The organism is Streptomyces sp. NPDC040405 (genome assembly GCF_055595765.1).
This window is the reverse complement of sequence record NZ_JBVIVI010000002.1, coordinates 504,412-528,985: the sequence shown is the minus strand read 5'-3', so window position 1 is coordinate 528,985 and position 24,574 is coordinate 504,412. Positions and strand designations below refer to the sequence as shown.

The window sequence follows — 24,574 nt, the reverse complement described above, 5'->3', positions numbered from 1 at the left end:
ACTGCCTTGCATCACTTGAACTGCCCGGAACCATGCCAGCATTTACTGGCACGATGGGAGCGTAGGACAGGGATCCGGCGAGCGGTAGGGGCTGTGGATAACCAAGTTACCGACGGTTATCCACAACCGCCGTCGGCATAGGCTGCTGCTGTGGCGAAGAGCGAAGCGGACCGAGTACGCGAGTACCGGATCACGGAACTGGCCGAGAAGGCCGGGATCACCGTGCGCACCCTGCGCTTCTACCGGGAGCGCAAGCTGATCCCGCCGCCCCGCCGGGAGGGCCGTATCGCCTGGTACGACGACCACCACCTGGCCCGGCTGCGGACCATCACCGCCCTGCTGGAGCGCGGTCACACTCTGGGCGGGATAGCCGAGTTGATGGCCGCGTTCGAGAGCGGGCAGCGGGACGTCGGCGAACTGCTGGGGCTGGACGGCGCCCTTCCGTCCTGGTCCGAGGAGACCCCGGTCCGGCTCACCCCGCAGGAGCTCGCCGACTACTTCGACGACGAGGTCACCGCGGAGAACCTCACCGTCTCACTCGACATCGGCTATCTCGCGGTCGACGGCGACGACATCGTGCACATCAGCCGCCGACTGCTGGACACCTCGCGCGCCCTGGTCGGCCAGGGCATCCCGCTGTCGGCCGTCCTCGCGGCCGGGCGCGAGGTCCGGGAGCATGTGGACGCCATCGCCGAGACCTTCGCCACACTGCTGATCAACCACGTGCTGACGGACGCCCGGGAGCGCGGCGAGGAGATCGGCGAGACCCTGGAGCGGCTGCGGCCGCTCGCGAAGAGCGTCGTGGACGCCGAGCTGTCGATGGCCGTGGACCGCCGGCTGCGGGCCGGTCTGGAGGAACGGACGGGCGGGCGCACGGAGGACGCCGGGCGCCCGCCACCGGATCAGTGAGCGGCCCCTACACCTCCGCCGCCGGACCAGTGGCGCCGTACGTGGCCCTCACCGGACCAGTGACCGGCCCCGCACGCGACCGCCACCGGATCAGTGAGCGGCGCCGTACGTGACCGACACCGGCGCGTGGTCGCTCCACCGCTGGTCGTACGCCGGGGCCCGCTCCACGACCGCCTTCAGCGCCCGCCCGGCGAGCCCGGGAGTGGCGACCTGATAGTCGATGCGCCAGCCCGCGTCGTTGTCGAAGGCCCTTCCCCGGTACGACCACCAGGAGTACGGGCCCTCGACGTCCGGGTGCAGCGCGCGCACCACGTCCACGTACCCCGCCTCCTCGAAGACACGCGACAGCCAGGCACGCTCTTCCGGCAGGAATCCGGACTTCTTCCGGTTGGCCTTCCAGTTCTTCAGGTCGGCCTCCCGGTGGGCGATGTTCCAGTCGCCGCACACCAGCGCCTCGCGCCCGTCGGCCGCCGCCCGCTCGCGCAGCTCCTTGAGGTACGGAAGGAACTCCGCCATGAAGCGCTCCTTCTCGTCCTGCCGCTCGGTGCCGACCTCACCGGAGGGCAGATACAGGCTGCCGACCGTCACCCCCGGCAGATCGACCTCCACATAGCGGCCGCTGCCGTCGAACTCGGAGGAGCCGAAGCCGACCCGTACGGCCTCCAGCTCGCGCCGCGCGTACACCGACACCCCCGCCCGGCCCTTGGCCGCCGCCGGGGCGTGCACCACGTGCCAGCCGTCCGGCTCGCGCACGGCCTCGGGCAGTTCGCGCGGCTCGGCGCGCACTTCCTGGAGGCACACCACATCGGCCGCGGTACCGTCCAGCCAGGGCACGAAGCCCTTCTTGGCGGCGGCACGCAGCCCGTTCACATTTACGGTCGTCACGGAGAGCACTACGGCACGATACGACATGGAAAATCCGATGCCGCCCCGATCGCATGGAAGTACGATCCCCCGCGTGAACATCCGAACGGTCCGCTTCGACCACCCCGACGCCGTCCGGCTCAACGACGAGGTGCAGGCGGAGTACGCCGAGCGCTACGACGACGAGGGGGACATGACACCCCTGGACGCGACCCAATTCGACCCGCCCCACGGCCTCTACCTGATCGCCTACGACGACACCGGCCGCCCGGTGGCGACCGGTGGCTGGCGCAGCCAGGAGCGGAACGACGAGGGGTACGAGGACGGGGACGCCGAGCTGAAGCGGATGTACGTCATACACGAGGCGCGCGGACGCGGCCTGGCCCGCCTGATCCTCACGGCGCTGGAGGACAGCGCCCGGGCGGCGGGGCGCACCCGGATGGTGCTGGAGACCGGCGTCAAGCAGCCCGAGGCGATCGCGCTGTACACCTCATCGGGCTATGAGCCGGTGAAGAAGTTCGGTCTGTACCGCTTCGACGAGCTGAGCCGCTGCTTCGGCAAGCCGCTGGCCCTCCCGGACGAGGCCGCCGTTCACCAGAAGAACCAGCCGGGCGTCGCCTCGTAGATCCGCGTCGCCTCGTCACACCGGCCGACGCCGTCGAAACCGTCCTGAGCGGCGATCACGGCCGCCTCGCGCTCCCCGCGGGCGTCGACCCCGTCCGCCGCCACGATCAGGGCGGCGATCACGGCGAGGAAGACCCAGGGGACCGCGCGGTGGCGCGGCGCCTTCTCCTGCGTCACCCAGGCGCCCACCACGGCCATCGCCGCGGCCGCCAGTACCAGGCAGAGGGCCACGGTGGTGAGGCGGCCGAGGAGGGGCGACTCGTCGCACAGGACGTAGACCCGCCCGCCGCGCAGCCGCTCGTACAGCGCCGCGCCGCTCAGCGTGAAGCCGAACGCGGCGATGTGATGCGGCCGCACCGCCCGCACGGCGGAACCCGCCCCGTCCCCGGAGCGGGTCCCCTCATCCGTCGGCCGCCTCATCCCTTGGCGGCGAACTTCTTGCTCATCGCGTTGAACACGCCCTTCGCCTCGGCCCCCAGATGCGGACCGGCGAGCCAGGTGTGCTCGTTCGAACTGATCGAGCTGTTGGACACCAGCGCCGTCTTGCCACCGCGGTTGACGAACCAGCCGCCGCCGGAGGTGCCGCCGGTCATCGAGCAGCCGATGCGGTACATGGTCGGCGTGGTGGGCGCGAAGGACAACCGGCCCGGCCTGCTGGTGCAGTTGAACATCTTCGCGCCGTCATAGGGCGGTGCGGCTGGGTAGCCGTACGCCCCGATCGAGCTGACCTCGTCCGCCGACGGCGCCCCGAACCACACCGGCACGGCGGCCCCCACCGTCTCCTGCAGCGACTTGCCGTTGCCGTTCTCCGGCTTCACGTGCAGCACCGCGAAGTCGTACGCGGAGCCCACGTTGCCGGTCTTGCCGCCCGTGTCGATCCACTGCGACGAGGTCTGCGACCAGTTCGCCCACCACACGCCGTACGGGGTGACCTCGCTCTGGGCGGCGGTCTCCGCCTTGGCGGCGGGCAGCCCGTCGTCGTTGTACGACGGCACGAACACGATGTTGCGCATCCAGCCGCCCTTCTTGCCGGAGTGCACACAGTGGCCCGCGGTCCACACCAGGTTCGACTTCCCCGGGTGCGCCGGGTCCTCGACGACCGTGCCCGAGCAGACCATCGGCCCGTCGGGGCTGTCGAAGAACACCTTCCCGACCGGCGCCATGTTCTGGTGGTACGGGCGCGAGACCTGCTTGGCCGGTACGGCGGGCGGCTCCGGGTCGGTCGCGGCCTGGCCCTCGCCCGCGCTCTGCGTGGAGAGCGTGTTGGGCGAGTCCTTCGCCTTGGACATCCGGGACGGCTGCCAGAAGTTCTTGATGACGGGATTGGCGAAATCGGACGCGTCGCGCGCCCAGGTGTCCCAGTCCTTCCAGCCGCCCTCCTTCCACTTCTTGAGGTCGTCCAGACTCGTCGGAACACCCTCCGGCAACTTGATCCCGTTGTCGCCCTGCTGACCGGACGCGGCCGGCGACTTCGACTCGGAACCGGCCTTGTCGTCACCCGACGCGCAGGCCGAGACGGTGACCATGAGCAGCGCGGTCACCGCGGCGGCCGCCGCGGTGGAACGGCGTATGAGTGGCATGGCGCCCTATCCCCCTGTGGTGCTGTTGTTCTGCTGTGCGAAGTTCATGCGACGGCGCTTTCGCGCCATGTCCCATACAGGACGCACCCACTATGCCCGGGCCCCTCGCCACGGCCATCACCTGTCTCACGGCCCGCACACAACAAGAACGGTGTCAGCACGATTCCCTGACATCGGATGCCCCGTCAGGACAGCACCACCGGCGGCCGCGTCACGCCGTCTTGCGCCCGCCCTCCGCGAGAAGATTCGCCGCGAAGCCGAAGAACGCCACCCCGCTCACCTGATCCATCCGGCGCCGGAACGCAGGCCGCCGGATCCGCTCGCTCAGCGCGGACGCGGCACCGGAGACCACCCAGTACCAGAGCGCCAGCTCGACGATGTCGATCGCGGTGAACACCAGGGTCGAGGTGAACACCGAAACACCGTGCGGGGCGAACTGGGGAATCAGGCTCATGTAGAAGACCCCCGCCTTGGGGTTGAGCAGATTGGTCCCCACCCCCGCGCGGAACGCCGCAAGCCGCCCGCCCTGCTCCGCTCCGCCCACCGGCCCCGGATCGGCCGCCTCCGGCTCCGCCGCCGCCCGCCGCGACCGCCACAGCGCCGATGCCCCCAGCCACACCAGATACGCCGCCCCGGCGACCCGCAGCGTGTCGTACGCCACCCTCGAAGCCGTGAGCAGCGCCGTCAGCCCCACCGCCGTCGCGAACCCCCACACCAGACAACCGGCGAGAATCCCGAGCGACGCCGCCAGCCCGGCGTCCCGTCCATGGGACACCGAGGTACGCAGCACGAGCAGGGTGTCCAACCCCGGAGTGACATTGATGAGCGCGGCGACGCCAGCGAAGGCAAGAGCTGAGGTGAACATGCCCGCAGGCTAATCCAGCACAAGCAAAACCCCCGCCGGATTTGGCGGATTCCAGTGGTCGTTGCAACACGTGATCACTGACGTGTGGTGGCGAGCAGTTTAGACAGGCGCTCGGCTGGGGTTTCCCAGCCGAGCGTCTTGCGTGGGCGGCTGTTGAGTTCGGCAGCAACTGTGTCGAGGTGCTCACGGGTGTGCCGGGAGAGGTCGGTGCCCTTGGGGAAGTACTGCCGCAGCAGGCCATTCGTGTTCTCGTTCGACCCACGCTGCCAGGGGCTGCCGGGATTGCAGAAGTAGACCGGGATGCCGGTGGTGACGCTGAACGTGTGGTGGCCGGCCATCTCGGAGCCCTGGTCCCACGTCAGGGACCTCTTCAAGTGCTCCGGCAAGGTCTGGACAGTGGTCACAAGGGCGTCGCGGACGGCGGCCGCGCTGCTGCCGTGGGGCAGGTGTACCAGCATGAGGTAGCGCGTGCTGCGCTCCACCAGTGTGGCGATGGCCGAGCGGTGGTCTTTACGCTGGGCGGCATGCGGCCGGTAGACCCAGCGGGAGCGGTCGCCGCGCAGGGGCATGCCGTTGCGGCGTATCTCCCGGCTGACCGTGGACGGACTGCGTCCCAGCTCGGCGGCGATGGCACGGGCTGTCGCCTTCTCCCGGAACCGGTCGGCGATGTGGATCCGCTCGTCTTCCGTCAGGTACCGGGACGGCCCCGAGGCCACCCGCACGGCATCCGCGGGTGGCCTCGGAGGCTTCTTACGCCCCTCGGGCCGACCGTTACGCCACTCACGACCGGTCCGAGGGTTGACCCCTATGCGTCTGCACGCCTCAAGATTGCCGAACCCCAGCTGCATGAGCCGGAAGTATTCCTCCCGCTCCCGTTGCAGCTTGCGGGGCCCTTGCTCCTTGCGGCTCTTCCGGATCTTGAAGTCCATCGCATCCCCTGAACTGGGGTGTTGCGACGACCACTAGAACGGAAGTTTCCCCGGCGGGGGCTTTGAGCCGCTGAGGTCTGCCCGGCTGGTCAGTCGGCTGCCTGGACTGGCTGAGGGTCGATCGTGGTCGCGTTGGTTGCTGTACTCCGCTGCTGTACAGCACTTGCTGACCACATCCGGATCATGCCCCTTGTGCGGCGCGCGGCATGGGCCATGAGCTTGCTAGCTCCTGATCGCCGCGATCAAAGCGGCGAGAGAACCAACCAACGGCGAGATCGCCACGAGCCATGCCCGCACAGAAGAATAACGCGCTGGATTTGGCGTGGCATGGCAGCGCGGATACTCCCCTTGATGGCCGCCGGGTGCTTCTAACTGCTCCAGGTACATCTGTTTTTCGCCTTCGAGTAGTCACCAGCCGGATGAGTGGGACGTCTCATCGGTGATGCAGGGCCGTGCGGGACTCGCCTTCACTGCTGTCCAAAAATAACAGTGATCGCCTTTGGGCTACACGAGTCCAGATAGATCTAAGACCCCACTCGACCTGCCCTTTTTTTGACTCGTCTCAGTGAACTTTGACCGTCCTCACTGAAGTTGGACCGGCTGCTGCTCTACGTTTGCGACAGTTGGGCTTGCGAGGGGGCGGGGCTACGGCGGAGCCAGGCCCACCCCACCGTTCGGTCGGCCTTCTCCGGCACGGCCCCCGAGCGATCCCGGTCACGAAGGAGGCCAGCGCGAGGAAATGCGCTGCATCCACAGCGAGCTGATGTACTGCCCGTTCTTGACGGCATACTCCCGAAACACTCCGACCTCCGTGAAGTCGAACTTTCGATGCAACGCAACGGATGCGTCATTGGGCATCGCTATGCCTGCGAGAACGACGTGAACCGGCTCGTCGGCAAGGCGCTCGAACAGGGCCCGATAGAGCAAGGTGCCGATGCCCTGACCCCGGCAGCCGACGCGCAGCGCGACACTCGCCTCAACCGTCGCCCGGAAGGCTTCGTGGTCTCGGTATCGCTGGCTGCAGGCATAGCCCAGCACCTGGTCGCCACGTCGGGCAACGAGCACACGAAAGGGACCGGTCGCGGAAAACTGCCCAAACCAATCGCGACGCTCGGCCACACTGGTCGGCCTGGTGGCGAAGCTGGCGATTGAGTTCATCGCCGTGTAGTTCACGATGTCAACGATCTGGGGAAGGTCGTCGTCGATGGCCTGCCTGATCTCGACAGGGCTCGCGGCAGACGCGCGCGTGTCGCTCCGCTGATTCATATCGGCACGGTAGTCAACCCGGCGCCTCAGGATGTCAGCTTCAGGACAGGCGCCGAGCAGTTGACACACCAGCCCCCGCCGTGACAGCCGCTGGGTGGCCAGATACAGCCCTCACCCAGGCGGTCAGACTTCAGTGATGAGACGAAACGACCAGTGGTCAAGTTCAGAGACCGGTCGAACTTCCCTGTTCGTGTGAGTGGGCGGCTCGGCTCTGCGCGCCTCGCATGAAGGCGTCCAGGCCATCGACTGAGTCACGTGTGCCCGGCGACGGGCACACGTGAAACCACCTGGGGGCCTTGGCTCAGCCGAGTCGGAAGTGCTGGTTGGCCCCCTCCACGCAGTCCCACTGAACCAGCGCGGCACCGTTTTGGGTGCTCGCACCGTTGACTGACAGGCACTTACCGCTGTGCCGGGCTTCGATAGAGAAGTAGCCGCTGTCCTTTTGGACGAGTCTCCATTCCTGGTTGGTGCCATTCACGCAGTCCCACTGGACCGCCGTGGCGCCGTTCTGGACACTCGCGCCGGTGACCGACAGACACTTGCCACTGTTCACAGCGCTCACCGTGTAGTAACCAGCGCTGGTGGCCACCAGCTTCCACTGCTGGTTCGGGCCGTTCACGCAGTCCCACTGAACAGCGGCGGCGCCGTTCTGGTTACTCGCGCCTTCGACCGACACGCACTTCTGGCTGTTGCGGGCCACCAGTTCCGCAGTGAATGTGGCGGCCGTGGCGGTCGGGGCCTGCATGCCAGTAAGGAAGCCCACCGACAGCACGGTGGTGACAGCTAAGGCCCAACGAGGGAACTTCATGGCGGCTCCGAGGAGTGGCATGGACTGGACGCCACCAGTGATAGCGGAGACGACTGGATCCCTGGTGGACCGAGAGCAGCCCGGATTCCCGCGCTGTCTGGTGCAGCCCGCCAACGACGCTCTACAAGTCCTGCCGCGCCTTCAGCTCGGCGACTCCCTGCTTGAGGGTCTGAACCTCCGCGTACGGAGCTGGTCCCGGACGGCTAGGAGTGCGTGGGCGATGTTCCCGGCGGCTTCCGCGTTGGCCGGGTCCGTCTCCGCATCGGATGCCCCTCGGCCGTCGTCTCCCACTGGACCGAAGCCTCAACGGCCACCCTGCCGCTTCCCGATATCTGTGTCGCCGCTCTCCGGGTGCGCAGGAAGGAGCAGGAAGCGGCCAAGCAAACGGCCGGAGAGCTGTGGACGGAGTCGGACTCCGTGTTCACCACCCGCTACGGAACCCCGATCGAGCCGCGCAACTTCAACCGCTCGTTCGCCGACCGGTCCTCCAAGGCAGGCATCCGCCGGATCCGGCTGCATGACACGCGTCACACCTGTGGGTCGCTGCTCGCCGCACTCGACGTGCACCCGCGCATCGCGATGCAGATCCTCCGGCACAGCAAGATCGCGGTGACCATGGAGATCTACACGCACGTCCCGTCCGAGGCCACCCGTAAGGCGCTGCGGAGGCTCGGCAAGCACCTGGGTAAGCAAGATCGGAAGTAGTTGCTGTACTTCGCTGCTGTACGGCACCAAAAAGCCCCCGCCGGGTTTCCCCGGCGGGGGCTTTGAGCTGCTGTGGACCTGAGGGGATTTGAACCCCTGACCCCCTCGATGCGAACGAGGTGCGCTACCAGTCTGCGCCACAGGCCCTTGCAACGAGTGAAACTCTAGCATCCCCTGCGGGGTGCTTGGAAATCCGTTCCCCGCTGGTCAATGGAGTGCGCGTCACTCGTTGGCCGCGCGGGGCCGGTCCTCGTCCGCGTACTGGTCGAAGAGGGGGGTGCGGCCGCGCTCCCGGGGGGCCCGGGGCTGGGCCGCGGAGCCCTGCCTGGCGTCGGGCTCGGCGGGCGGCGCCGGGTCCGGGGCGGGGTCGACGGTGCTGGAGCGGGCGGAGCTCCAGGCGTCGGGGGCGGCCAGGTCGACGCTGCCGGTCGCGCGGGGGGCGACGGGCGCCGTGACGTACGTCGGCAGCGGCACCGGCACCGGCTCCCAGCCGTCCCCGGCGGCCGGGCCGCGCTCGCGCTCGCGCTCCTGGTCCACCCACTCCGCGTGGTCGGTCTGTTCGACCAGGGCGCGGCGCCCGGCCGCGTGCGCGGAGACGGACGGGACAGCGGCGGGCTCGGCCCCGGCGGGGACGGACTGCTCGCCGGGGCCGTCGCTCGCGGCGGGGCCGTCGACGGCCGGATGGCTGCGCGGGCGGCGCTCCCGCAGCCGCTGCGCGGCCTGCTCGGCGCGGCGCTGGTCCATGGTGAAGGTGAAGCGGCGGCGCTCCTGGGCGCGCAGATAGGCGATGTACGCGCTGAGCAGTATGGCCGGAAGGGCCGGGGCCCACAGGAAGGCGAGGCCGCCGACCGCGGCGACGATCGCGCCGAGGGTGAAGGCGACGAAGAGAATCACGGTGGTGCGGCGACGGCGCGCGAGCACCCGCGCGCGCGACCCGCGCTCCAGCGCGCTGCCGCCGGTCGGGGCGGCCGCGACCGAGGGCCCGTCGCCCGCCGGCGGCCCGTCCGGACCGCCGGGAGCGGGCGCGAGCAAGGTCACGGGCTCGGCGAAGGCCCGGACGTCGACCGCGTCGGTGACGGCTTCCGGATCGGCGGAGAAGCGCTCCGGGTCGCCGGAGCGACCCCCGGCGTCGGGGGCGTCCGCGTCCTGGGCGGTAGGTGCCGCCGGGTCGTCCGGGGTCCCCGGGCGCTCTCGGTCCTCTAGCCCCTTGGCGTAACGGCGCTCCATGCCCGCCCGTCCGGACAGCAGCCGGATGGCGGTGCTGAAGCGTTCCGTCGGACGGGCCTCATTGAGCTCGTCCTGCCTACGGAGCCACATCGGCACCAAATAGGCGGCCCAGGCCCCGACGATGACTGCGTAGATGAGGCCACTGCTGCTCACGCTCACACGGTAGAGGGGTCCGCATGAGGCCATCTGCCAATTGGCGCGGTGTGTCGCACGATCTGGCTGATATCTCGAAAGTTTTTTGTGATTGATGGGATGACCAGGCTGGGAATGTGTCGAATGTAATCGAACAGAGTTTTTATTTCTGCGATGCCCCTGGTCGGGTCCGGTGCCATCGGGCGAGCAGCCCCTCCGACAGCTCCTCCACGGTGAGCGCGAAGACCAGATGGTCGCGCCATGCGCCGTCGATGTGCAGATAGCGCGGCCGCAGCCCCTCCTCGCGGAATCCGAGTTTTTCCACCACCCGGCGGCTCGGCAGGTTCTCCGGCCGGATGCACACCTCGATGCGGTGCAGTCCGACGGTGCGGAAGCAGTGGTCGGCGGCGAGTGCGACCGCGGTCGGCATGACGCCGCGACCGGCCACCGCCTGGTCGACCCAGTAGCCGATATGGCCCGAGCACATCGAGCCCCAGGTGATCCCGGCGACCGTCAACTGCCCGGCCAGCCGCCCCTGGTGCTCGATGACGAACGGCAGCATCCGCCCGGAGTGCGCCTCGGCGCGCAGATGACGCACCATCTGCCGGTAGGTGGGCCGCTGGGTGACGGGGCCGCCGGGCGCGGCCGGCGGAATGGTCGCCTCCCAGGGCCGCAGCCACTCCCGGTTGCGCTGGTTGACCTCGCGCCAGACGCGCTGGTCGCGCAGCTTTATGGGGCGCAGGATCGTGTCACCGTCCGCCAGCACGACGGGCCAGGGCGCGTTCAGCTCGCGCTCCCGGGCGGGGGACCGGCGGGACCGGCGGCATCGGCCGCACCGGTGGGACCGGCGGGCCGGGGGTGGTCGCCGCCGTGGATCTGGTCGACCGCGTGCGCCAGGAGCCGCCCGAGCACCGCGAGGCCGTCACGGACGCCTCCGGTCGAGCCGGGCAGGTTGACGATCAGGGTCGTTCCGGCGACCCCGGCCAGCCCCCGGGAGAGCGCCGCGGTGGGCACCTTCGCGAGCCCTTCGGCGCGGATGGCCTCCGCGATGCCGGGGATCTCGTAGTCGAGAACCCGGCGGGTGGCCTCGGGGGTGCGGTCCATCGGGGTGAGTCCGGTGCCGCCGGTGGACACGACGACGTCGTACGAGGCGGCCACGGCGTCCCGCAGCGCGGCCTCCACCGGGTCGCCGTCGGGCACCACGCGCGGGCCGTCGACCGCGAAGCCGAGCGCGGTCAGCCCCTCGGCGATCAGCGGGCCGCCCTTGTCCGGGTAGACCCCGGCGGCGGCACGGTTGGAGGCCGTGACGACCAGGGCGCGGTACCGCGGTGCGCCGTCCGGGGAGCTGGGGTCTGGGGAGCTGAGGTCCGGGGAGTCGGGGTCCGGGGAGCTGGGGGCGGTGGGGGCGGTCATTCCCGGCTCCAGTCGCCGGACTTCCCGCCGGACTTCTCCTCCACCCGTACGTCGGTGATGACCGCGCCCTTGTCGACGGCCTTGACCATGTCGATCACCGTCAGGGCGGCGACCGATACCGCCGTCAGGGCCTCCATCTCGACGCCCGTACGGTCGGTGGTCTTCACGGTGGCGGTGATCTCGACCGCGTCGTCGGCGACCGCGAGGTCGACCTTCACGCCCGACACGGCGAGCGGATGGCACAGCGGGATCAGGTCCGGGGTGCGTTTGGCGCCCATGATGCCCGCGATCCGGGCCGTCGCGAGGGCGTCGCCCTTGGGGACGCCCTCGCCGCGGAGCAGTTCGACCACGCGCGGCGCGACCAGCACACGGCCGCTCGCGCGGGCGACGCGCGCGGTGACGTCCTTGGCCGAGACGTCGACCATGCGCGCTGCGCCCGTCGGGTCGAGATGGGTGAGATGGTCCTGGGCGCTGCTCATCGTTCTCCCGGTCCGGGCCAGGTGGCTCTGTGCGACGACACCGTACCCGCCGTAGGCCCCCGCTAGGCGAGAAGGACCACGTCCACCTCGGTCCCGGGGGCGACCTCGGACACCTCCTCGGGGATCACGATCAGCGCGTTGGCCCGGGCGAGGGCCTTGATCAGATGCGACCCGGCGCCGCCCACCGGGGCGACCGTGCCCGGCTCGCCCGGCGCCGACGGCTCGTACCAGCCCCGCAGGAACTGGCGCCGTCCCTCCGGCGAGGACGCGATCCCGTCCGGGCAGAACGCCCGCACGGTGGTGCGGTGGACCAGACCCGCGCCGAGCATGGTGCGGATCACCGGCCGTACGAACAGCTCGAAGGAGACGTACGAACTGACCGGGTTGCCGGGGAGGGCGAGCAGCGGGGTCCGGTCCGGGCCGACCCGCCCGAAGCCCTGGGGCTTGCCGGGCTGCATGGCCAGCGTCCGGAACTCGACCTCGTGCATCGCCTCCTTGACCACGTCGTACGCGCCGACGCTGACTCCGCCGCTGGTGACGACGATGTCGGCGCGGCTCAGCTGGTCCTCGACGGTGGAGCGCAGCGTCCCGGCGTCGTCGGCGACCGCGCCCACCCGGTAGGCGATCGCCCCGGCCTCCTGCGCGGCGGCCGTGAGCTGGTAGCTGTTGGAGTCGTAGATACGGCCGGGCCCCGTCTCCTCACCGGGCTGGACCAGCTCGCTGCCGGTGGACAGCACGACGACGCGGGGCCGCGGGCGGACCTTGACCGTGGCGCGGCCGATGGCGGCCAGCAACCCGATCTGCGCCGCCCCGAGGACCGTACCGGCGCTCAGCGCCAGCTCCCCCGTCCCCGCGTCGCTGCCCCGGGTGCGCACATGCTGCCCGTCCCGGACCGGCCGGAAGACCCGCACCAGGCCGCTGCCGCCGTGCGGATCCGTACTGCGGGCGGGCATGCCGCTGACCGGCCCGTTGTCCAGGCCGCCGTCGGTCCACTCGACCGGGACGACGGCCTGGCCGCCGGGCGGCAGCGGGGCGCCGGTCATGATCCGGGCGGCCTCGCCGGGACCGACGGCGGGCAGCTCGCCGCTGCCCGCCGCGATGTCCCCGACGACCGTCAGCACCGCGGGATGCTCGCCCGTCGCCGCCCCGACATCGGCCGTGCGGACGGCATAGCCGTCCATGGCGCTGTTGTCGAAGGGCGGGAGGGCGGCGGGCACGGTGACGTCCTCGACCAGGACGCAGCCCTGGGCGTCCAGCAGCTGCAGCTCGATGGGGTCCAGCGGGTGGATGTGCCCGAGGATGTCGTCGAGATGCTCGGCCACCGACCAGACCCGGTGACGCTCCCGGCCCTCGCCCGTGCCCTGATCGGCGGCCCGTGCCGCGGTGCTGCTCAAAGTGCTACATCTCCTCGGTGACGTAACTGCGAAGCCATTCCCGGAAGTCCGGGCCCAGGTCTTCACGTTCGCACGCGAGTCTGACAATGGCACGCAGATAGTCGCCACGGTCGCCTGTGTCGTACCGCCGTCCCTTGAAGACGACGCCGTGAACCGGGCCTCCGAGGTCCGGATCCGAGGCGAGCGCCTGGAGCGCGTCGGTCAGCTGGATCTCGCCGCCGCGGCCGGGCTCGGTGCGGCGCAGCACGTCGAAGACGGCCGGATCCAGCACGTAGCGGCCGATAACCGCGTACGAGCTGGGCGCGTCGGCCCGGTCGGGCTTCTCGACCAGTCCGGTGACCTGGACGACGCCCTCGTCCAGGGTGGGCTTCACGGCGGCGCAGCCATAGAGGTGGATCTGCGCGGGATCCACCTCCATCAGGGCGATGACGCTGCCGCCGTGCTGCTCCTGCACCTCGACCATCCGGGCCAGAAGCGGGTCACGGGCATCGATGAGGTCGTCGCCGAGGAGGACGGCAAAAGGCTGGTCACCTACGTGCGGGGCGGCACACAGCACGGCGTGGCCGAGGCCCCTGGGATCGCCCTGCCGGACGTAGTGCATGGTCGCCAGGTCGCTGGACTCCTGGACGCGCGCGAGGCGGGTTTCGTCGCCCTTGCGCGTCAGAGCCTCTTCGAGCTCGTAGTTGCGGTCGAAGTGGTCTTCCAGGGGCCGCTTGTTGCGACCGGTGATCATAAGAACGTCGGACAGGCCGGCGGTGACGGCTTCCTCGACGACGTACTGGATCGCCGGCTTGTCGACGACCGGCAGCATCTCCTTCGGGGTGGCCTTGGTGGCCGGGAGGAAGCGGGTTCCGAGGCCCGCGGCAGGGATGACAGCCTTGCTGATCCGAGTACGCGATTGAGTCATGTCCCGAACCTTATCCGGTGCCTTTCAGGCGATTGATGAGGATACGGTGAATATGACATGAGACAGGAAGTTTGTGCACTCAGTGAGCCCCACCGACGCTAGTAAGCCCGCGTTGCGGAGACGTCTCCTGACGATGAGGTCCGGGTTGACGGCAGATGACATCCAGGCAGCCGGGGCTTCACTGGCGTGTCGCGCGCTGGAGCTGCCGGAACTGGCCCGGGCCGACACCGTGGCGGCCTATGTCTCCGTAGGGCGCGAACCGGGTACGCGCGCGCTGCGGGACGCGCTCCGCGCGCGGGGGGTACAGGTGCTGCTCCCCGTCCTGCTGCCGGACAACGATCTCGACTGGGGCGCGGACGAGGGCCCGGACGGGCTGGTGCGCGCCGGCCGGGGGCTGCTGGAGCCCGGCGGGCCGCGGCTGGGCCCGGAGGCGGTCACCCGGGCGGACGCGGTCCTGCTGCCGGGGCTCGCGGTGGACCGGCGCGGCATGCGGCTGGGGCGCGGCGGCGGTTCGTACGACCGGGTGCTGGCCCGGCTGGCGCGGGCCGGAGCCGATCCCGCGCTGGTGGTGCTGCTGTACGACGGCGAACTGCTGGACGCGGTCCCGGAGGAGCCCCACGACCGCCCGGTGCACGCGGCGGTGACGCCCTCGGGGGCGCACCGCTTCACCTGAGACCCGCCCGTCAACGCTTCCGGCCCCGCCGGAAGCGCCCGAAGGCGTCTCCGGCGGGGCCGGGAGGTTCGCGGGCTCCCGCCCCGGGACGGGGGCGGGAGAGGCCCGCAGAGGGCCGTGTGCGGCCTCAGGGGGTGAGGGCCAGCTGATCGTCGGTGGACTTGTCCACCGCGGTCTTGCTGAACGCCCAGGGCAGCAGCTCGCCCTTCGCCCACTTCTCGGTCTGGTCCGTGTAGTGCGCGTTGTAGGCGTGGCCGGAGGCGCCGGTGAGGTTGATCCACCGCGACTTGTCGAAGTTGGCGAGGTTGACGACCATCCGCATCGACGGCACCCAAGTGACGTCGTAGCCGCCCGCCGCGTTCCAGCCGGTCGCGTTGACCGCCGCCTCGCCGCCCGCGAGGTCCCACGGGCCGCGGTTCAGCATCCACTGGACGACACCCGGGCCCTCGGTGCCCAGCGTCTGGTTCTTCAGCGTCAGCCGGTGCAGCCGCCCCCAGCTCCAGGTGTTGATGTTCTTGCCCAGCTTGGCGGTCAGCTCGGAGCGCGCGTTCTTCATGGCCTGGGCGAGGAGCTCGTCACGGTCGGCCGCGCCCGGGTGGTTGCGGGTACCGGCGGTCTTCCACCAGTCGTTGCCCGGCTCCTTGATGATCTTCCGTACGACCTCGTACCAGCGGTCGCCGCCGTCGGGCTGGGCCGTGTCGGCGTCGCGCGTACCGCATTCGCGCACCAGCCGGGTGTTGCCGTCCAGGTCCTCGAGCGGACCGGAGTCCTCGGCCGGGCGCACCCGCAGGCACTGCCCCTTGACCCGCAGCTCCTTGGGCATCTTGTCGCCGAAGGCGAGCATCAGGGTGTTGCGCCAGACGGAGTTGAAGTACGCGGCGGCCGCCGAGTCGGCGTCCTGGGTGTAGTCCCAGCCCTCCAGGAGCTTCTGGGCCTCGCGGACGAACGGGTCCTTGACGTTGATCTTCAGCAGATAGGGCGTCAGCACCTTGGCGATCTCACTGCTGTTGTCCGTCTGCAGGGTCTGCATGTCGTCCGTGGAGATCTTCCCGCCGTCCTTGACCTTGGATTCGATCAGGTCGGTGATGCGCTGGCTGCGCGCGCCGTATCCCCAGTCGTCGGTCAGCAGGTACGGGTACTTCTTCTTGTCTATGACGGCCTGGTTGGCGGTGACGATGTAGCCGCGGTCGGGGTTGTACTCCCAGGGCAGCGCCGACTGCGGGATGAACTTCGACCACCGGTAGCGCGAGTCCCAGCCCGGCGCCGGGTAACGGCCGTCGCCCTCGTTGCGCACCGGGATCCGGCCCGGCGCCTGGTAACCGATGTTGCCCTTGGTGTCGGCGTAGATGAGGTTCTGCGCGGGGACCGCGAAGTCACTGGCCGCCTTGCGGAAGTCGTCGAAGTTCCGGGCGGAGTTGAGCCCGAAGACCGCGTCCATGCTGTTCGACGGGGACAGCGCGGTCCACTTCAGGGAGACCGCGTAACCGTCGCCGCGGTCGGGGGCCACATCGTCGGCGCCGCTGCCGACCGGTGCGCTCTTGCCGACGTTCGTCAGCTCGTCGTCCCGGTCGGAGACGATCGGCCCGTTGTTGGTGCTGCGTACCGTGATCGTGCGGTTCTTGCCGCCCGCGACCTTGATGGTCTCCTCACGGCTGCGGAACGGGACCTGCTTGCCGTCGTAGAGGTAGTGCGTCGCGGTGACCTTCTCCAGATAGAGGTCACTGACGTCGGCGCCCAGATTGGTCATTCCCCAGCTGATGTCCTGGTTGTGACCTATGACCACGCCGGGCATCCCGGAGAAGGTGTAGCCCGCCGTGTCGAACGGGCACTTGCTGCTGACCTGGTTGCAGTGCAGGCCCATCTGGTACCAGACGGACGGCAGCTGGGGCGCCAGATGCGGGTCGTTGGCGAGCAGTGGCTTGCCGGTGGTCGTGTACTTGCCGGAGACGACCCACGAGTTGGAGCCGATGCCGCTTCCGTTGGGGCCGAGCAGCGACGGGACCTTCTCCAGGGTCTTGGACAGGGAGTCGAGACGGCCCTGCAGGCCCTGGGTGGCTCCGCCCACCCCGCTCGCGGCGTCGGTGGACCCCGCACTGCCCGTGGCGCCCGTCGACGTCGCCTTGGGGTCGAACTCGTCGGTAGCCTCGTTGAGCGCGCCGCCCTGGACGATCGGCTTGTTCCGGCTGTACGGATACGACGGGTACAGCTCTTCTATCTGCTTGGCGCTCAGCCGGCTCGACGCCAGGGCGCGGTCCACCTCGTCCTGCATGTTGCCGCGCAGGTCCCAGGCCATGGCCTTGAGCCAGGCGACCGAGTCGACCGGGGTCCACTTCTCGGGCTTGTAGCCGTCGTTCTCGAAGCCCAGTGCCGCGTATTCGACCGACAGCGCCTTGCCCTCGTGGTCCTTGAGGTAGGCGTTGACCCCGTCGGAGTAGGCCCGCAGATACCTCTTGGTCGACGGCGACAGCTTGGTGTCGTATTCCTGCTGCGCCACCCGGCGCCAGCCCATGGTGCGCAGGAACGCGTCGGTCTCCACCTGGCCGGGACCGAACATCTCCGAGAGCCGACCGGCCGTCATATGACGGCGGACGTCCATCTCCCAGAAGCGGTCCTGGGCCTGGACGAAGCCCTGGGCGCGGAAGAGGTCCTCCGGCGAATTGCCGTAGATCTGGGGTATGCCGTTGCCGTCGCGCTTGACCTGTACGGGATCGGAAAGCCCCTTGACCTGGAGCGACCCCGTGGTCTCCGGGAAGGAGGCCCGCACGGTACTGATACTCCAGTACGTGCCGAAGCCGAGACCCCCCACGAGCAGCAGCACGACTGCGATCACGAGCAGGCGGAGACGTCGGCTCTTCTTCTTGGGAGAAGAGCCGGTTTTGTTGGCGGGCATCGCTGTCCTTCGAGGGGCAGGGTGATCCTGGAGTGCTGGAGCAACCATAGGCGCAGCGCTGTCGCCGCCCCTACGCGGAGTCATGACTGACGCCGTCCACCGGCCATCGGACCGGGTCCGCCGACCCTCTCCCACACCTCCGCGGGCGGCCCGTGTGCGGCCCGTGTGGAAGGCCCGCGTCAAGAACCCGTAAAATGTTAGGTAAGGCAATGAAGTTCCGGTCGGCTGGGATCCGTTCACATCGTCCCCGAAGATCCCGCCGCTCACGTGAGAAAGGTTCGGCCCCTGACTGTCCACCACCTCAATGAACTGCTGCTGGTCTGCTCCCTCGTCCTGCTCGTCGCGGTGGCGGCCGTAAGGATCTCCTCCCGCAGCGGGCTGCCCACCCTGCTTCTGTACCTCGGGATGGGCGTCGCCCTGGGCACGGACGGGCTCGGCGTCACCTTCAACAACGCCGAACTGACGCAGGTCATCGGCTACGCCGCGCTGGTCGTGATCCTTGCCGAGGGCGGCCTGGGCACCAAGTGGCGCGAAATCAAACCCGCGCTGCCGACGGCCGCCGCGCTGTCGACCGTGGGCGTCGCGGTGAGCGTGGGAGTCACCGCGGCGGCGGCGCACTATGTGGTGGGGCTGGACTGGCGGCAGGCACTGATCATCGGCGCGGTGGTGTCGTCCACGGACGCGGCGGCGGTCTTCTCCGTGCTGCGCAAGGTGCCGCTGCCCAAGCGGCTCACCGGCACCCTGGAGGCCGAATCGGGCTTCAACGACGCCCCGGTGGTGATCCTGGTCGTCGCCTTCTCCAGCCAGGGCCCGATCGACTCCTGGTACCTCATGATCGGCGAGATCGCGCTGGAGCTGGCGATCGGCGCCGCCATCGGTCTCGCGATCGGCTGGCTCGGCTCGTACGGCCTGCGCCGGGTGGCCCTGCCCGCCTCGGGTCTGTACCCGATCGCGGTGATGGCCATCGCGGTCGTCGCGTACGCGGGCGGCGCGCTGGCACACGGCTCCGGCTTCCTCGCCGTCTACCTCGCCTCGCTCGTCATGGGCAACGCGAAGCTGCCCCACTGGCCGGCCACCCGCGGTTTCGCCGAGGGGCTCGGCTGGCTCGCCCAGATCGGCATGTTCGTCCTGCTCGGGCTGCTGGTGACGCCGCACGAACTGGCCGACGACATCTTGCCGGCCGTCGTCGTCGGGCTGGTGCTGACCATGGTTGCCCGGCCCGTGTCGGTGCTGGTGAGCACGACGCCGTTCCGGGTGGCCTGGCGGGAGAAGATCCTGCTGTCCTGGGCCGGGCTGCGCGGCGCGGTGCCGATTGTGCTCGCGACGATCCCCATGGTCGGGGAGGTGCCCGACAGCCGCCGGATCTTCAACATCGTCTTCGTCCTCGTGATCATCTACACCCTGGTCCAGGGACCGACACTGCCGTGGCTCGCCACCCGGCTGCGGCTGGAGGAAACGGAGGGCACCGCGGACCTGGGCATCGAATCGGCGCCGCTGGAACGGCTGCGCGGCCATCTGCTGTCGGTTTCGATCCCCAAGGACTCCCGGATGCACGGGGTGGAGGTCGCCGAGCTGCGGCTGCCGCCCGGCGCCGCGGTCACCCTCGTCGTCCGGGGCGGCTCCAGCTTCGTCCCCCTGCCCTCGACCGTGCTGCGGCGGGGCGACGAACTCCTGGTGGTGGCCACCGACCCGGTGCGGGACGCGGCCGAACAGCGGCTGCGGGCGGTCGGCCGGGGCGGCAAGCTGGCGGGCTGGCTGGGCACCGGCGGCGGCTGACAGCGTGGCGTAGGTCACCGTGTGCCGTACTGCGGTGGACTGGCAGGCTGGAATGCTGCACTATGGAGCGTCGTTAGCACTCAACGAGTGAGAGTGCCAGGAGGAAGTACGTGCCGACCTACCAGTACCAGTGCACCGAGTGCGGCGAGGGCCTCGAGGCGGTGCAGAAGTTCACCGACGACGCGCTCACCGAATGCCCCCAGTGCCAGGGACGCCTGAAGAAGGTGTTCTCCGCGGTCGGCATCGTCTTCAAGGGCTCCGGCTTCTACCGGAACGACAGCCGCTCCTCGTCCAGCAGCTCGGGCAGCGGCTCGAAGTCCGCGGCGAAGAGCGACAGCGGCTCGTCGTCGGACAAGTCGGCGGACAAGACCTCGTCGTCTTCGTCGTCCTCCTCCTCGGACACCTCCTCGGGGTCGTCCTCGTCATCTTCGTCGTCGACGTCTTCCTCGTCGACCACGTCGTCGTCGAGCAGCACCAGCTCGGCCGCCTGACCCCGTACGCAGCGCGCCCCCGCCGCTTCCTCCCGGGAAGCCGCGGGGGCGCGCTGCGTCCGGGCGCCGTCGGGCGTGGCCGGTGTCCGGGCACTGCCGGGCGGGGCTGGCTAGGGTGATCACATGGCCGAGACGAGCAGCACCCAAGCAGACATAGGGGTCATCGGAGGGTCGGGGCTCTACGCCTTCCTCGACGATGTGACCGAGATCACCGTGGAGACTCCCTACGGGCCTCCGAGCGATTCGCTCTTCCTCGGCGACATCGCGGGACGGCGAGTCGCCTTCCTGCCCCGGCACGGCCGCAAGCACCATCTGCCGCCGCACCGGATCAACTACCGCGCCAATCTGTGGGCCCTGCGCGCGGTCGGGGTGCGCCAGGTGTTCGGGCCGTGCGCGGTGGGCGGACTGCGGCCGGAATACGGACCGGGGACGCTGCTGGTGCCGGACCAGCTGGTGGACCGCACCAAGGGACGTACGCAGACCTACTTCGACGGTGAGCCGCTCCCGGACGGGCGGGTGCCGAACGTGGTGCACACGACCTTCGCGGACCCGTACTGCCCGGTGGGGCGGCAGGCAGCGGTGACGGCGGCACGCGGGCGCGACTGGGAACCGGTCGACGGCGGAACGGTGTGCGTGGTCGAAGGGCCGCGCTTCTCCACCCGGGCGGAATCGCGCTGGCACGCCGCGCAGGGCTGGTCGGTGGTCGGGATGACGGGACATCCGGAAGCGGTGCTCGCCCGTGAACTGGAGCTGTGCTACACGTCGTTGACGCTGGTCACCGATCTGGACGCGGGAGTGGAGACCGGTGAGGGCGTCTCGCACGCCGAGGTGCTGAAGGTGTTCGGCGAGAACGTCGGGCGGCTGCGCGAGGTGCTCTTCGACGCGGTGAGCGGCCTTCCCGACAACGCCGACCGGGACTGCCTGTGCGCGCACGGGCACGACGGCTGGGACCTGGGGATAGAGCTGCCGTAGCGGGCGCGCCGGCGGGCCGCGGGCCTGGGCGGCGCCGGTGTGGGGCCGCCTGTGTGGGCGGCGGCGGTACGGGTGTGCACTCCTGTGGGGGACCAAGTTGTCCACAAGACGTCGGCCGTCCACAGGCCCCGGCGGGATCGGGCGGAGCCGGGCATGGTGATGGGGCCAGAAGCTCCTCGGCTCCTCACGGCAGGCGGTGTTGTGCCATGTCCCATCCGTTCTCCGCGGCCCCGTTCCCCGCATCCCCCTCCCCCGCGCCTTCTCCGTCCGCCCGCGCCACTCCCCCGGCCCGCGCGGTGCCTCGCTTCGGTCCGGTACGGGTGGCGCGCGAGGGCAGATACCGGCTGCGGCGTTCACCCGGCGCGGCGTCCGTGCGGCGACGACGGCGCTCGATGGCGGCCGGGCTGGCGCTGACGGCTGCCGCGCTCGTCGCCGCGGCACCGTCCGGTCAGGGATCCGCGCGCCCGGGCCCCTCCCCCGCCACCGCGGCCGACGGCCCGTACGAGCCGCCGCGAGCCGTCATGGTGTCCGCACCGGTCCGGATCGCCGACGCCGCGGCGGTGCGGCTGCTGCACCCCGGCGACCGGGTGGACGTGCTGGCCACGCCCTCGCCCGACGCCGTCCGGCGCCGCGGGTCCGGTGACCCGGCGCGGGTGGTCGCGCGCGGGGTCCGGGTGGCCTCCGTCCCCGGCCTCGGGGACGACGGGCCGCCGGGGGCCGGAGGCTCTCCGGGGGCGGGCGAGCCGGACGCCGGGGCGCTCGACGGCGGCGGCCCGGCGAACGGCGGGGCGCTGGTGGTGCTCAGGGTGCCGCGCGCGGCCGCCGCCGCACTCGCCGGGGCCGGGGTCACCTCACGTCTGGCGGTGACACTGTGCCGTTCCTGACAGGCATGCCTCGCCTCCTGGCCAGGATCGACGCCGGTGTAGGTTGCGGAACCGTCCGCTCCTGCACCGTGGCGGCGAGAGAAAGGCAGTGGGTTGAGCACAGAGAAGGTGCCCGAGGAGAAGCAGAGCGTCCTGGAAGGCTTCAAGGCCTTCCTGATGCGCGGCAATGTGATCGACCTCGCGGTCGCGGTCGTCATCGGGGCCGCCTTCACCGCCGTCGTGAACTCCATAGTGAAGGGCCTCATCAATCCGATAGTCGGCGCCTTCGGCACGAAGGATCTGGAAAAGTACCGCTCCTGCCTCGAGGCGCCCTGCGAGACGAACGCGGCGGGCGAGGTGGTGAAGGGCATCCCGATCCTCTGGGGAAGCGTGCTGTCCGCCGTGCTGACGTTCCTCATCACCGCGGCGGTGGTGTACTTCCTGATGGTGCTGCCGATGTCGCGCTATCTGGCGCGCAAGGCCGCCAAGGAGCAGCTGGCCGAGGAGGAGCTGGCCGAGACGGAGGCCGAGGAGATCAGGCTGCTCCGCGAGATCCGGGACGAGCTGGTGGCCCGGCGCGAAGGCGGCCCCAGCACCTAGTCGAGCGCCTGCTCGGCATCGCGCGCCGTCAGGGCTTCCGGCGTGGGGCCCTTCGCCATCAGAGGTGGTGGGGCGGCTTCTCGTCGAGGAACCTGGCCAGGTCCGCGGCGCTGTCGGCGCCCTCGGTGCCGTGGCCGCCGGGGGCCCGCTCACCCCACCCGCGGTCCGTATCGTCCGAGGACGGCCGCGCCAGAGGATCGTCGAAGATCAGCGCGGCGGCCGGATCGCGCGGTCCAGGGGTGGGGGCGGTGCTCATGGCTCAAGAGTACGACCGCGGCAGCGGTTCGGTGTACCGGCCCAGCTCGTCGTGCCACCACAGGTCCCGGCCGGGCTTCCAGGACACCGGGCGGCCGAGGCGGTGCACGACCAGCACGTTCCGCACACCGGGGCAGCCGGTGAGCGCCCGGTCGACGAGCTGCTTGAGCGGGTGCTGCTCCCCGCAGCGCTGTTCCCCGTCCGCGGTGATGACGATCTTGGCGTCCATCTCCCTGATCCGGTCACGGAGTTCATGCGGGCGCAGTCCCACCGGCAGGCTGCCGCGTACGACGTCGAGTCGGCCGCAGGCGAGCGTGGCGATCACGGATTCGGGCACCAGCGGCAGATGGACGGCCACGCGGTCACCGGCCCGGACCCCGAGCCGGGTGAGGGCGGCGGCGGTCCTGGCGGCCTGGTCGAGCAGTTCGGCGTGGGTCAGCTCCTCGGTGCAGTCGGGTTCGCTGATCCACCGGAGGGCCACCCGGGAGGTCTGCCGCGTGGCGGCGGCCAGCGTCGGGAGCTCCTCCATGCGGGAGGTACGGGGCACGGCGGTTTTCCTTGGGACGGCGACGAACGGCATACCGCACAGCCTGCTGTCACGTCATCAACGTCTGATGAACGTCCGCTATATGAGGCGTCGATGGCCCGGCGCGCGCCGTCCGGAGGTGTTCGCGAGGACCCTCGCACCGGGGCCGGGCATGCCTCGTCGTACGACCATGACACGAGTCGCCGTGCTACGCATAGCACTCATGGATACCGAACGAACCACCCATGACTCCCCGCGAACCGGCCGGGCCGACGCGCTGACGGACGTCCCCGGGCTGCGAGTCGGCCATGCGCAGCGCACCGGAGGCGGATGGCAGACCGGGACAACCGTCGTGCTGGCTCCCGAGGGCGGCGCGGTCGCCGCCGTCGATGTGCGCGGCGGTGGCCCGGGCACCCGGGAGACCGACGCCCTCGATCCGCGCAATCTCGTCCAGCGCGTGGACGCCGTCGTGCTGACCGGCGGCAGCGCGTTCGGCCTGGACAGCGCCTCTGGGGTGGCCGCCTGGCTGGAGGAGCACGGCCGCGGCTTCCGGGTCGGCCCCGATCCGGCGCAGGTCGTCCCGGTCGTCCCGACGGCCGCCCTCTTCGACCTCGGCCGGGGCGGCGACTGGCGGGCCCGGCCGGGCGCGGCCCTGGGCCGGGAGGCCGCCGAGGCGGCGGCCGGTGCGGAGCCGGGCGCGCCGGTCGGACAGGGCAATGCGGGGGCGGGCACGGGCGCGGTGGCCGGTGGGCTGAAGGGCGGCGTGGGCTCGGCGTCGCTGGTGCTGCCGTCCGGCATCACGGTGGCCGCACTGGTGGCGGTCAACGCGCTCGGATCGGTCACCGACCCGCGGACCGGCGCGCTGTACGGGCAGTCGTACGAGCCGTCCGGCGATGGCGGGCCCTACCGCCCCGGTGAGGAGGAGCATGCGGAGGCGGTGCGCCGCCTGGCCGCGGCGCGGGCCGAGTCGGAGCGGCGCCAGGCCGCGTCGGTGCGGCCTCCGCTGAACACGACCCTGGCCGTTGTCGCCACCGACGCCGCGCTCACCCGGGCCCAGGCGCACAAGCTCGCGGGCACCGCGCACGACGGTCTGGCCCGGGCGATCCGGCCGGTGCATCTGATGTCCGACGGCGACACGGTCTTCGCCCTGGCCACCGGTGATCGCCCGCTGGTACCGGAGGAGAGCGGGGACGGTGCGGAGGATCCGGCGTTCGGGGTGCACCGGGAGGCCGGGGTGCTGAACGAGGTGCTGGCGGCGGGGGCGGACGCGCTGACCCGGGCCGTGGTCAAGGCGGTGCTGGCGGCGGAGGGCGTGGACGGCCCGGGCGGGGTCTTCCCCGCGTACCGGGATCTGTACGGCGGACCGTTCTGAGCGGACGGCTCCGCATGGGCCCGCAGGGGCCCAGAGGGACCGAGAGGGACCAGA

Annotated in this window: 25 protein-coding genes, 1 tRNA gene and 2 pseudogenes; 10 read left to right on the top strand and 18 right to left on the bottom strand. The window is 70.5% G+C overall.

Annotated features, from left to right (window positions below; genetic code table 11):
• Positions 1–150: 150 nt before the first annotated feature.
• A complete protein-coding gene (locus tag ACZ59A_RS09725; protein WP_470955830.1) occupies positions 151–909 on the top strand; it encodes a MerR family transcriptional regulator in 759 nt (252 codons plus the stop codon).
• Between the two features lie 90 nt (positions 910–999).
• On the opposite strand, the gene ACZ59A_RS09720 is transcribed toward ACZ59A_RS09725, so the two are convergent.
• The gene (locus ACZ59A_RS09720; RefSeq protein ID WP_470955827.1) at positions 1,000–1,803 is read right to left on the bottom strand and encodes an exodeoxyribonuclease III; all 804 of its coding nucleotides are present in this window, start codon (positions 1,801–1,803) and stop codon (positions 1,000–1,002) included.
• 64 nt (positions 1,804–1,867) lie between these two features.
• On the opposite strand from ACZ59A_RS09720, the gene ACZ59A_RS09715 reads away from it, so the two are divergent.
• Positions 1,868–2,398: a GNAT family N-acetyltransferase gene (locus tag ACZ59A_RS09715; protein WP_468053855.1), complete on the top strand. Its 531-nt coding sequence runs from the start codon at positions 1,868–1,870 to the stop codon at positions 2,396–2,398.
• On the opposite strand, the gene ACZ59A_RS09710 is transcribed toward ACZ59A_RS09715, so the two are convergent.
• From ACZ59A_RS09710 to ACZ59A_RS09680, 7 genes and pseudogenes are all read right to left on the bottom strand, one after another.
• Positions 2,365–2,817 (bottom strand): hypothetical protein, encoded by a 453-nt coding sequence (locus ACZ59A_RS09710; protein ID WP_470955824.1) that lies wholly within the window; start codon positions 2,815–2,817, stop codon positions 2,365–2,367. The genes ACZ59A_RS09715 and ACZ59A_RS09710 overlap by 34 nt on opposite strands.
• Entirely contained in the window at positions 2,814–3,977 is a 1,164-nt protein-coding gene (locus ACZ59A_RS09705; RefSeq protein ID WP_470955821.1) for a trypsin-like serine peptidase, read from the bottom strand. Before ACZ59A_RS09705 ends, ACZ59A_RS09710 begins: the two co-directional genes overlap by 4 nt.
• A gap of 211 nt (positions 3,978–4,188) precedes the next feature.
• Positions 4,189–4,842 (bottom strand): LysE family translocator, encoded by a 654-nt coding sequence (locus ACZ59A_RS09700; protein WP_470955818.1) that lies wholly within the window; start codon positions 4,840–4,842, stop codon positions 4,189–4,191.
• A gap of 74 nt (positions 4,843–4,916) precedes the next feature.
• Positions 4,917–5,345: pseudogene (locus tag ACZ59A_RS09695) on the bottom strand (IS30 family transposase); the annotation flags it as partial.
• Positions 5,346–5,426: 81 nt separating this feature from the next.
• Positions 5,427–5,690, bottom strand: a pseudogene (locus ACZ59A_RS09690) (helix-turn-helix domain-containing protein); the annotation flags it as partial.
• 795 nt (positions 5,691–6,485) lie between these two features.
• Positions 6,486–7,037 carry a GNAT family N-acetyltransferase gene (locus ACZ59A_RS09685; protein WP_470955815.1) on the bottom strand — a complete coding sequence of 184 codons (552 nt, stop codon included), beginning with the start codon at positions 7,035–7,037 and terminating at the stop codon, positions 6,486–6,488.
• A gap of 301 nt (positions 7,038–7,338) precedes the next feature.
• Complete coding sequence (locus ACZ59A_RS09680) at positions 7,339–7,845, bottom strand: RICIN domain-containing protein (RefSeq protein ID WP_470955812.1); 507 nt, start codon at positions 7,843–7,845, stop codon at positions 7,339–7,341.
• 213 nt (positions 7,846–8,058) lie between these two features.
• Here ACZ59A_RS09680 and ACZ59A_RS09675 point away from each other — a divergent pair, with 213 nt between their 5' ends.
• Positions 8,059–8,550 carry a tyrosine-type recombinase/integrase gene (locus ACZ59A_RS09675; protein ID WP_470955809.1) on the top strand — a complete coding sequence of 164 codons (492 nt, stop codon included), beginning with the start codon at positions 8,059–8,061 and terminating at the stop codon, positions 8,548–8,550.
• A 73-nt stretch (positions 8,551–8,623) separates the two neighbouring features.
• On the opposite strand, the gene ACZ59A_RS09670 is transcribed toward ACZ59A_RS09675, so the two are convergent.
• The 7 genes from ACZ59A_RS09670 to galU all read right to left on the bottom strand — a co-directional run bounded on the left by ACZ59A_RS09670 (position 8,624) and on the right by galU (position 14,102).
• Positions 8,624–8,697: transfer RNA gene (locus ACZ59A_RS09670), tRNA-Ala, on the bottom strand.
• Positions 8,698–8,772: 75 nt separating this feature from the next.
• Entirely contained in the window at positions 8,773–9,930 is a 1,158-nt protein-coding gene (gene sepX / locus ACZ59A_RS09665) for a divisome protein SepX/GlpR (RefSeq protein ID WP_470955807.1), read from the bottom strand.
• Between the two features lie 142 nt (positions 9,931–10,072).
• Positions 10,073–10,696, bottom strand: a complete 624-nt coding sequence (locus tag ACZ59A_RS09660) for a GNAT family N-acetyltransferase (RefSeq protein ID WP_470957845.1) — start codon at positions 10,694–10,696, stop codon at positions 10,073–10,075.
• Complete coding sequence (locus ACZ59A_RS09655) at positions 10,693–11,322, bottom strand: MogA/MoaB family molybdenum cofactor biosynthesis protein (RefSeq protein ID WP_470955804.1); 630 nt, start codon at positions 11,320–11,322, stop codon at positions 10,693–10,695. The genes ACZ59A_RS09660 and ACZ59A_RS09655 overlap by 4 nt, the downstream gene beginning before the upstream one ends.
• The gene (gene moaC, locus ACZ59A_RS09650) at positions 11,319–11,801 is read right to left on the bottom strand and encodes a cyclic pyranopterin monophosphate synthase MoaC (protein ID WP_470955801.1); all 483 of its coding nucleotides are present in this window, start codon (positions 11,799–11,801) and stop codon (positions 11,319–11,321) included. The genes ACZ59A_RS09655 and moaC overlap by 4 nt, the downstream gene beginning before the upstream one ends.
• A 62-nt stretch (positions 11,802–11,863) precedes the next feature.
• Positions 11,864–13,195 carry a molybdotransferase-like divisome protein Glp gene (gene glp, locus ACZ59A_RS09645; protein ID WP_470955798.1) on the bottom strand — a complete coding sequence of 444 codons (1,332 nt, stop codon included), beginning with the start codon at positions 13,193–13,195 and terminating at the stop codon, positions 11,864–11,866.
• 4 nt (positions 13,196–13,199) lie between these two features.
• Positions 13,200–14,102 (bottom strand): UTP--glucose-1-phosphate uridylyltransferase GalU, encoded by a 903-nt coding sequence (galU, locus tag ACZ59A_RS09640; RefSeq protein ID WP_468053873.1) that lies wholly within the window; start codon positions 14,100–14,102, stop codon positions 13,200–13,202.
• A gap of 73 nt (positions 14,103–14,175) precedes the next feature.
• On the opposite strand from galU, the gene ACZ59A_RS09635 reads away from it, so the two are divergent.
• Positions 14,176–14,775: a 5-formyltetrahydrofolate cyclo-ligase gene (locus ACZ59A_RS09635; protein ID WP_470955795.1), complete on the top strand. Its 600-nt coding sequence runs from the start codon at positions 14,176–14,178 to the stop codon at positions 14,773–14,775.
• A gap of 127 nt (positions 14,776–14,902) precedes the next feature.
• Here the strand turns inward: ACZ59A_RS09635 and ACZ59A_RS09630 are convergent, their stop codons facing one another.
• Positions 14,903–17,665 carry a penicillin acylase family protein gene (locus tag ACZ59A_RS09630; protein WP_470955791.1) on the bottom strand — a complete coding sequence of 921 codons (2,763 nt, stop codon included), beginning with the start codon at positions 17,663–17,665 and terminating at the stop codon, positions 14,903–14,905.
• A 267-nt stretch (positions 17,666–17,932) separates the two neighbouring features.
• Here ACZ59A_RS09630 and ACZ59A_RS09625 point away from each other — a divergent pair, with 267 nt between their 5' ends.
• The 5 genes from ACZ59A_RS09625 to mscL all read left to right on the top strand — a co-directional run bounded on the left by ACZ59A_RS09625 (position 17,933) and on the right by mscL (position 22,367).
• Positions 17,933–19,441 carry a potassium/proton antiporter gene (locus tag ACZ59A_RS09625; RefSeq protein ID WP_470955789.1) on the top strand — a complete coding sequence of 503 codons (1,509 nt, stop codon included), beginning with the start codon at positions 17,933–17,935 and terminating at the stop codon, positions 19,439–19,441.
• Between the two features lie 110 nt (positions 19,442–19,551).
• A complete protein-coding gene (locus tag ACZ59A_RS09620) occupies positions 19,552–19,932 on the top strand; it encodes an FmdB family zinc ribbon protein (protein ID WP_468053880.1) in 381 nt (126 codons plus the stop codon).
• A gap of 123 nt (positions 19,933–20,055) precedes the next feature.
• Complete coding sequence (locus tag ACZ59A_RS09615; RefSeq protein ID WP_470955786.1) at positions 20,056–20,904, top strand: S-methyl-5'-thioadenosine phosphorylase; 849 nt, start codon at positions 20,056–20,058, stop codon at positions 20,902–20,904.
• 206 nt (positions 20,905–21,110) lie between these two features.
• On the top strand, positions 21,111–21,788 hold the full coding sequence (locus ACZ59A_RS09610; protein WP_470955783.1) for an RcpC/CpaB family pilus assembly protein: 678 nt from the start codon (positions 21,111–21,113) through the stop codon (positions 21,786–21,788).
• A 93-nt stretch (positions 21,789–21,881) separates the two neighbouring features.
• Positions 21,882–22,367, top strand: a complete 486-nt coding sequence (gene mscL, locus ACZ59A_RS09605; RefSeq protein WP_470955779.1) for a large conductance mechanosensitive channel protein MscL — start codon at positions 21,882–21,884, stop codon at positions 22,365–22,367.
• A 58-nt stretch (positions 22,368–22,425) separates the two neighbouring features.
• Here mscL and ACZ59A_RS09600 read toward each other — a convergent pair whose 3' ends face one another.
• Both ACZ59A_RS09600 and ACZ59A_RS09595 read right to left on the bottom strand, forming a co-directional pair.
• Positions 22,426–22,623 carry a hypothetical protein gene (locus ACZ59A_RS09600; protein ID WP_470955776.1) on the bottom strand — a complete coding sequence of 66 codons (198 nt, stop codon included), beginning with the start codon at positions 22,621–22,623 and terminating at the stop codon, positions 22,426–22,428.
• A 3-nt stretch (positions 22,624–22,626) separates the two neighbouring features.
• On the bottom strand, positions 22,627–23,169 hold the full coding sequence (locus ACZ59A_RS09595) for an AMP-binding protein (protein WP_468053890.1): 543 nt from the start codon (positions 23,167–23,169) through the stop codon (positions 22,627–22,629).
• 202 nt (positions 23,170–23,371) lie between these two features.
• On the opposite strand from ACZ59A_RS09595, the gene ACZ59A_RS09590 reads away from it, so the two are divergent.
• A complete protein-coding gene (locus ACZ59A_RS09590) occupies positions 23,372–24,520 on the top strand; it encodes a P1 family peptidase (protein ID WP_470955772.1) in 1,149 nt (382 codons plus the stop codon).
• The last annotated feature ends 54 nt before the right edge of the window (positions 24,521–24,574 follow it).

What these genes read in the sequence shown, in the direction of transcription:
- ACZ59A_RS09710 (WP_470955824.1), bottom strand. Translation starts at nt 2,817, where the DNA reads ATGAGGCGGCCGACGGATGAGGGGACCCGCTCCGGGGACGGGGCGGGT.
- ACZ59A_RS09705 (WP_470955821.1), bottom strand. Translation starts at nt 3,977, where the DNA reads ATGCCACTCATACGCCGTTCCACCGCGGCGGCCGCCGCGGTGACCGCG.
- ACZ59A_RS09700 (WP_470955818.1), bottom strand. Translation starts at nt 4,842, where the DNA reads ATGTTCACCTCAGCTCTTGCCTTCGCTGGCGTCGCCGCGCTCATCAAT.
- ACZ59A_RS09685 (WP_470955815.1), bottom strand. Translation starts at nt 7,037, where the DNA reads ATGAATCAGCGGAGCGACACGCGCGCGTCTGCCGCGAGCCCTGTCGAG.
- ACZ59A_RS09680 (WP_470955812.1), bottom strand. Translation starts at nt 7,845, where the DNA reads ATGAAGTTCCCTCGTTGGGCCTTAGCTGTCACCACCGTGCTGTCGGTG.
- ACZ59A_RS09655 (WP_470955804.1), bottom strand. Translation starts at nt 11,322, where the DNA reads ATGACCGCCCCCACCGCCCCCAGCTCCCCGGACCCCGACTCCCCGGAC.
- moaC (WP_470955801.1), bottom strand. Translation starts at nt 11,801, where the DNA reads ATGAGCAGCGCCCAGGACCATCTCACCCATCTCGACCCGACGGGCGCA.
- galU (WP_468053873.1), bottom strand. Translation starts at nt 14,102, where the DNA reads ATGACTCAATCGCGTACTCGGATCAGCAAGGCTGTCATCCCTGCCGCG.
- ACZ59A_RS09630 (WP_470955791.1), bottom strand. Translation starts at nt 17,665, where the DNA reads ATGCCCGCCAACAAAACCGGCTCTTCTCCCAAGAAGAAGAGCCGACGT.
- ACZ59A_RS09615 (WP_470955786.1), top strand. Translation starts at nt 20,056, where the DNA reads ATGGCCGAGACGAGCAGCACCCAAGCAGACATAGGGGTCATCGGAGGG.
- ACZ59A_RS09610 (WP_470955783.1), top strand. Translation starts at nt 21,111, where the DNA reads ATGTCCCATCCGTTCTCCGCGGCCCCGTTCCCCGCATCCCCCTCCCCC.
- ACZ59A_RS09600 (WP_470955776.1), bottom strand. Translation starts at nt 22,623, where the DNA reads ATGAGCACCGCCCCCACCCCTGGACCGCGCGATCCGGCCGCCGCGCTG.
- ACZ59A_RS09590 (WP_470955772.1), top strand. Translation starts at nt 23,372, where the DNA reads ATGGATACCGAACGAACCACCCATGACTCCCCGCGAACCGGCCGGGCC.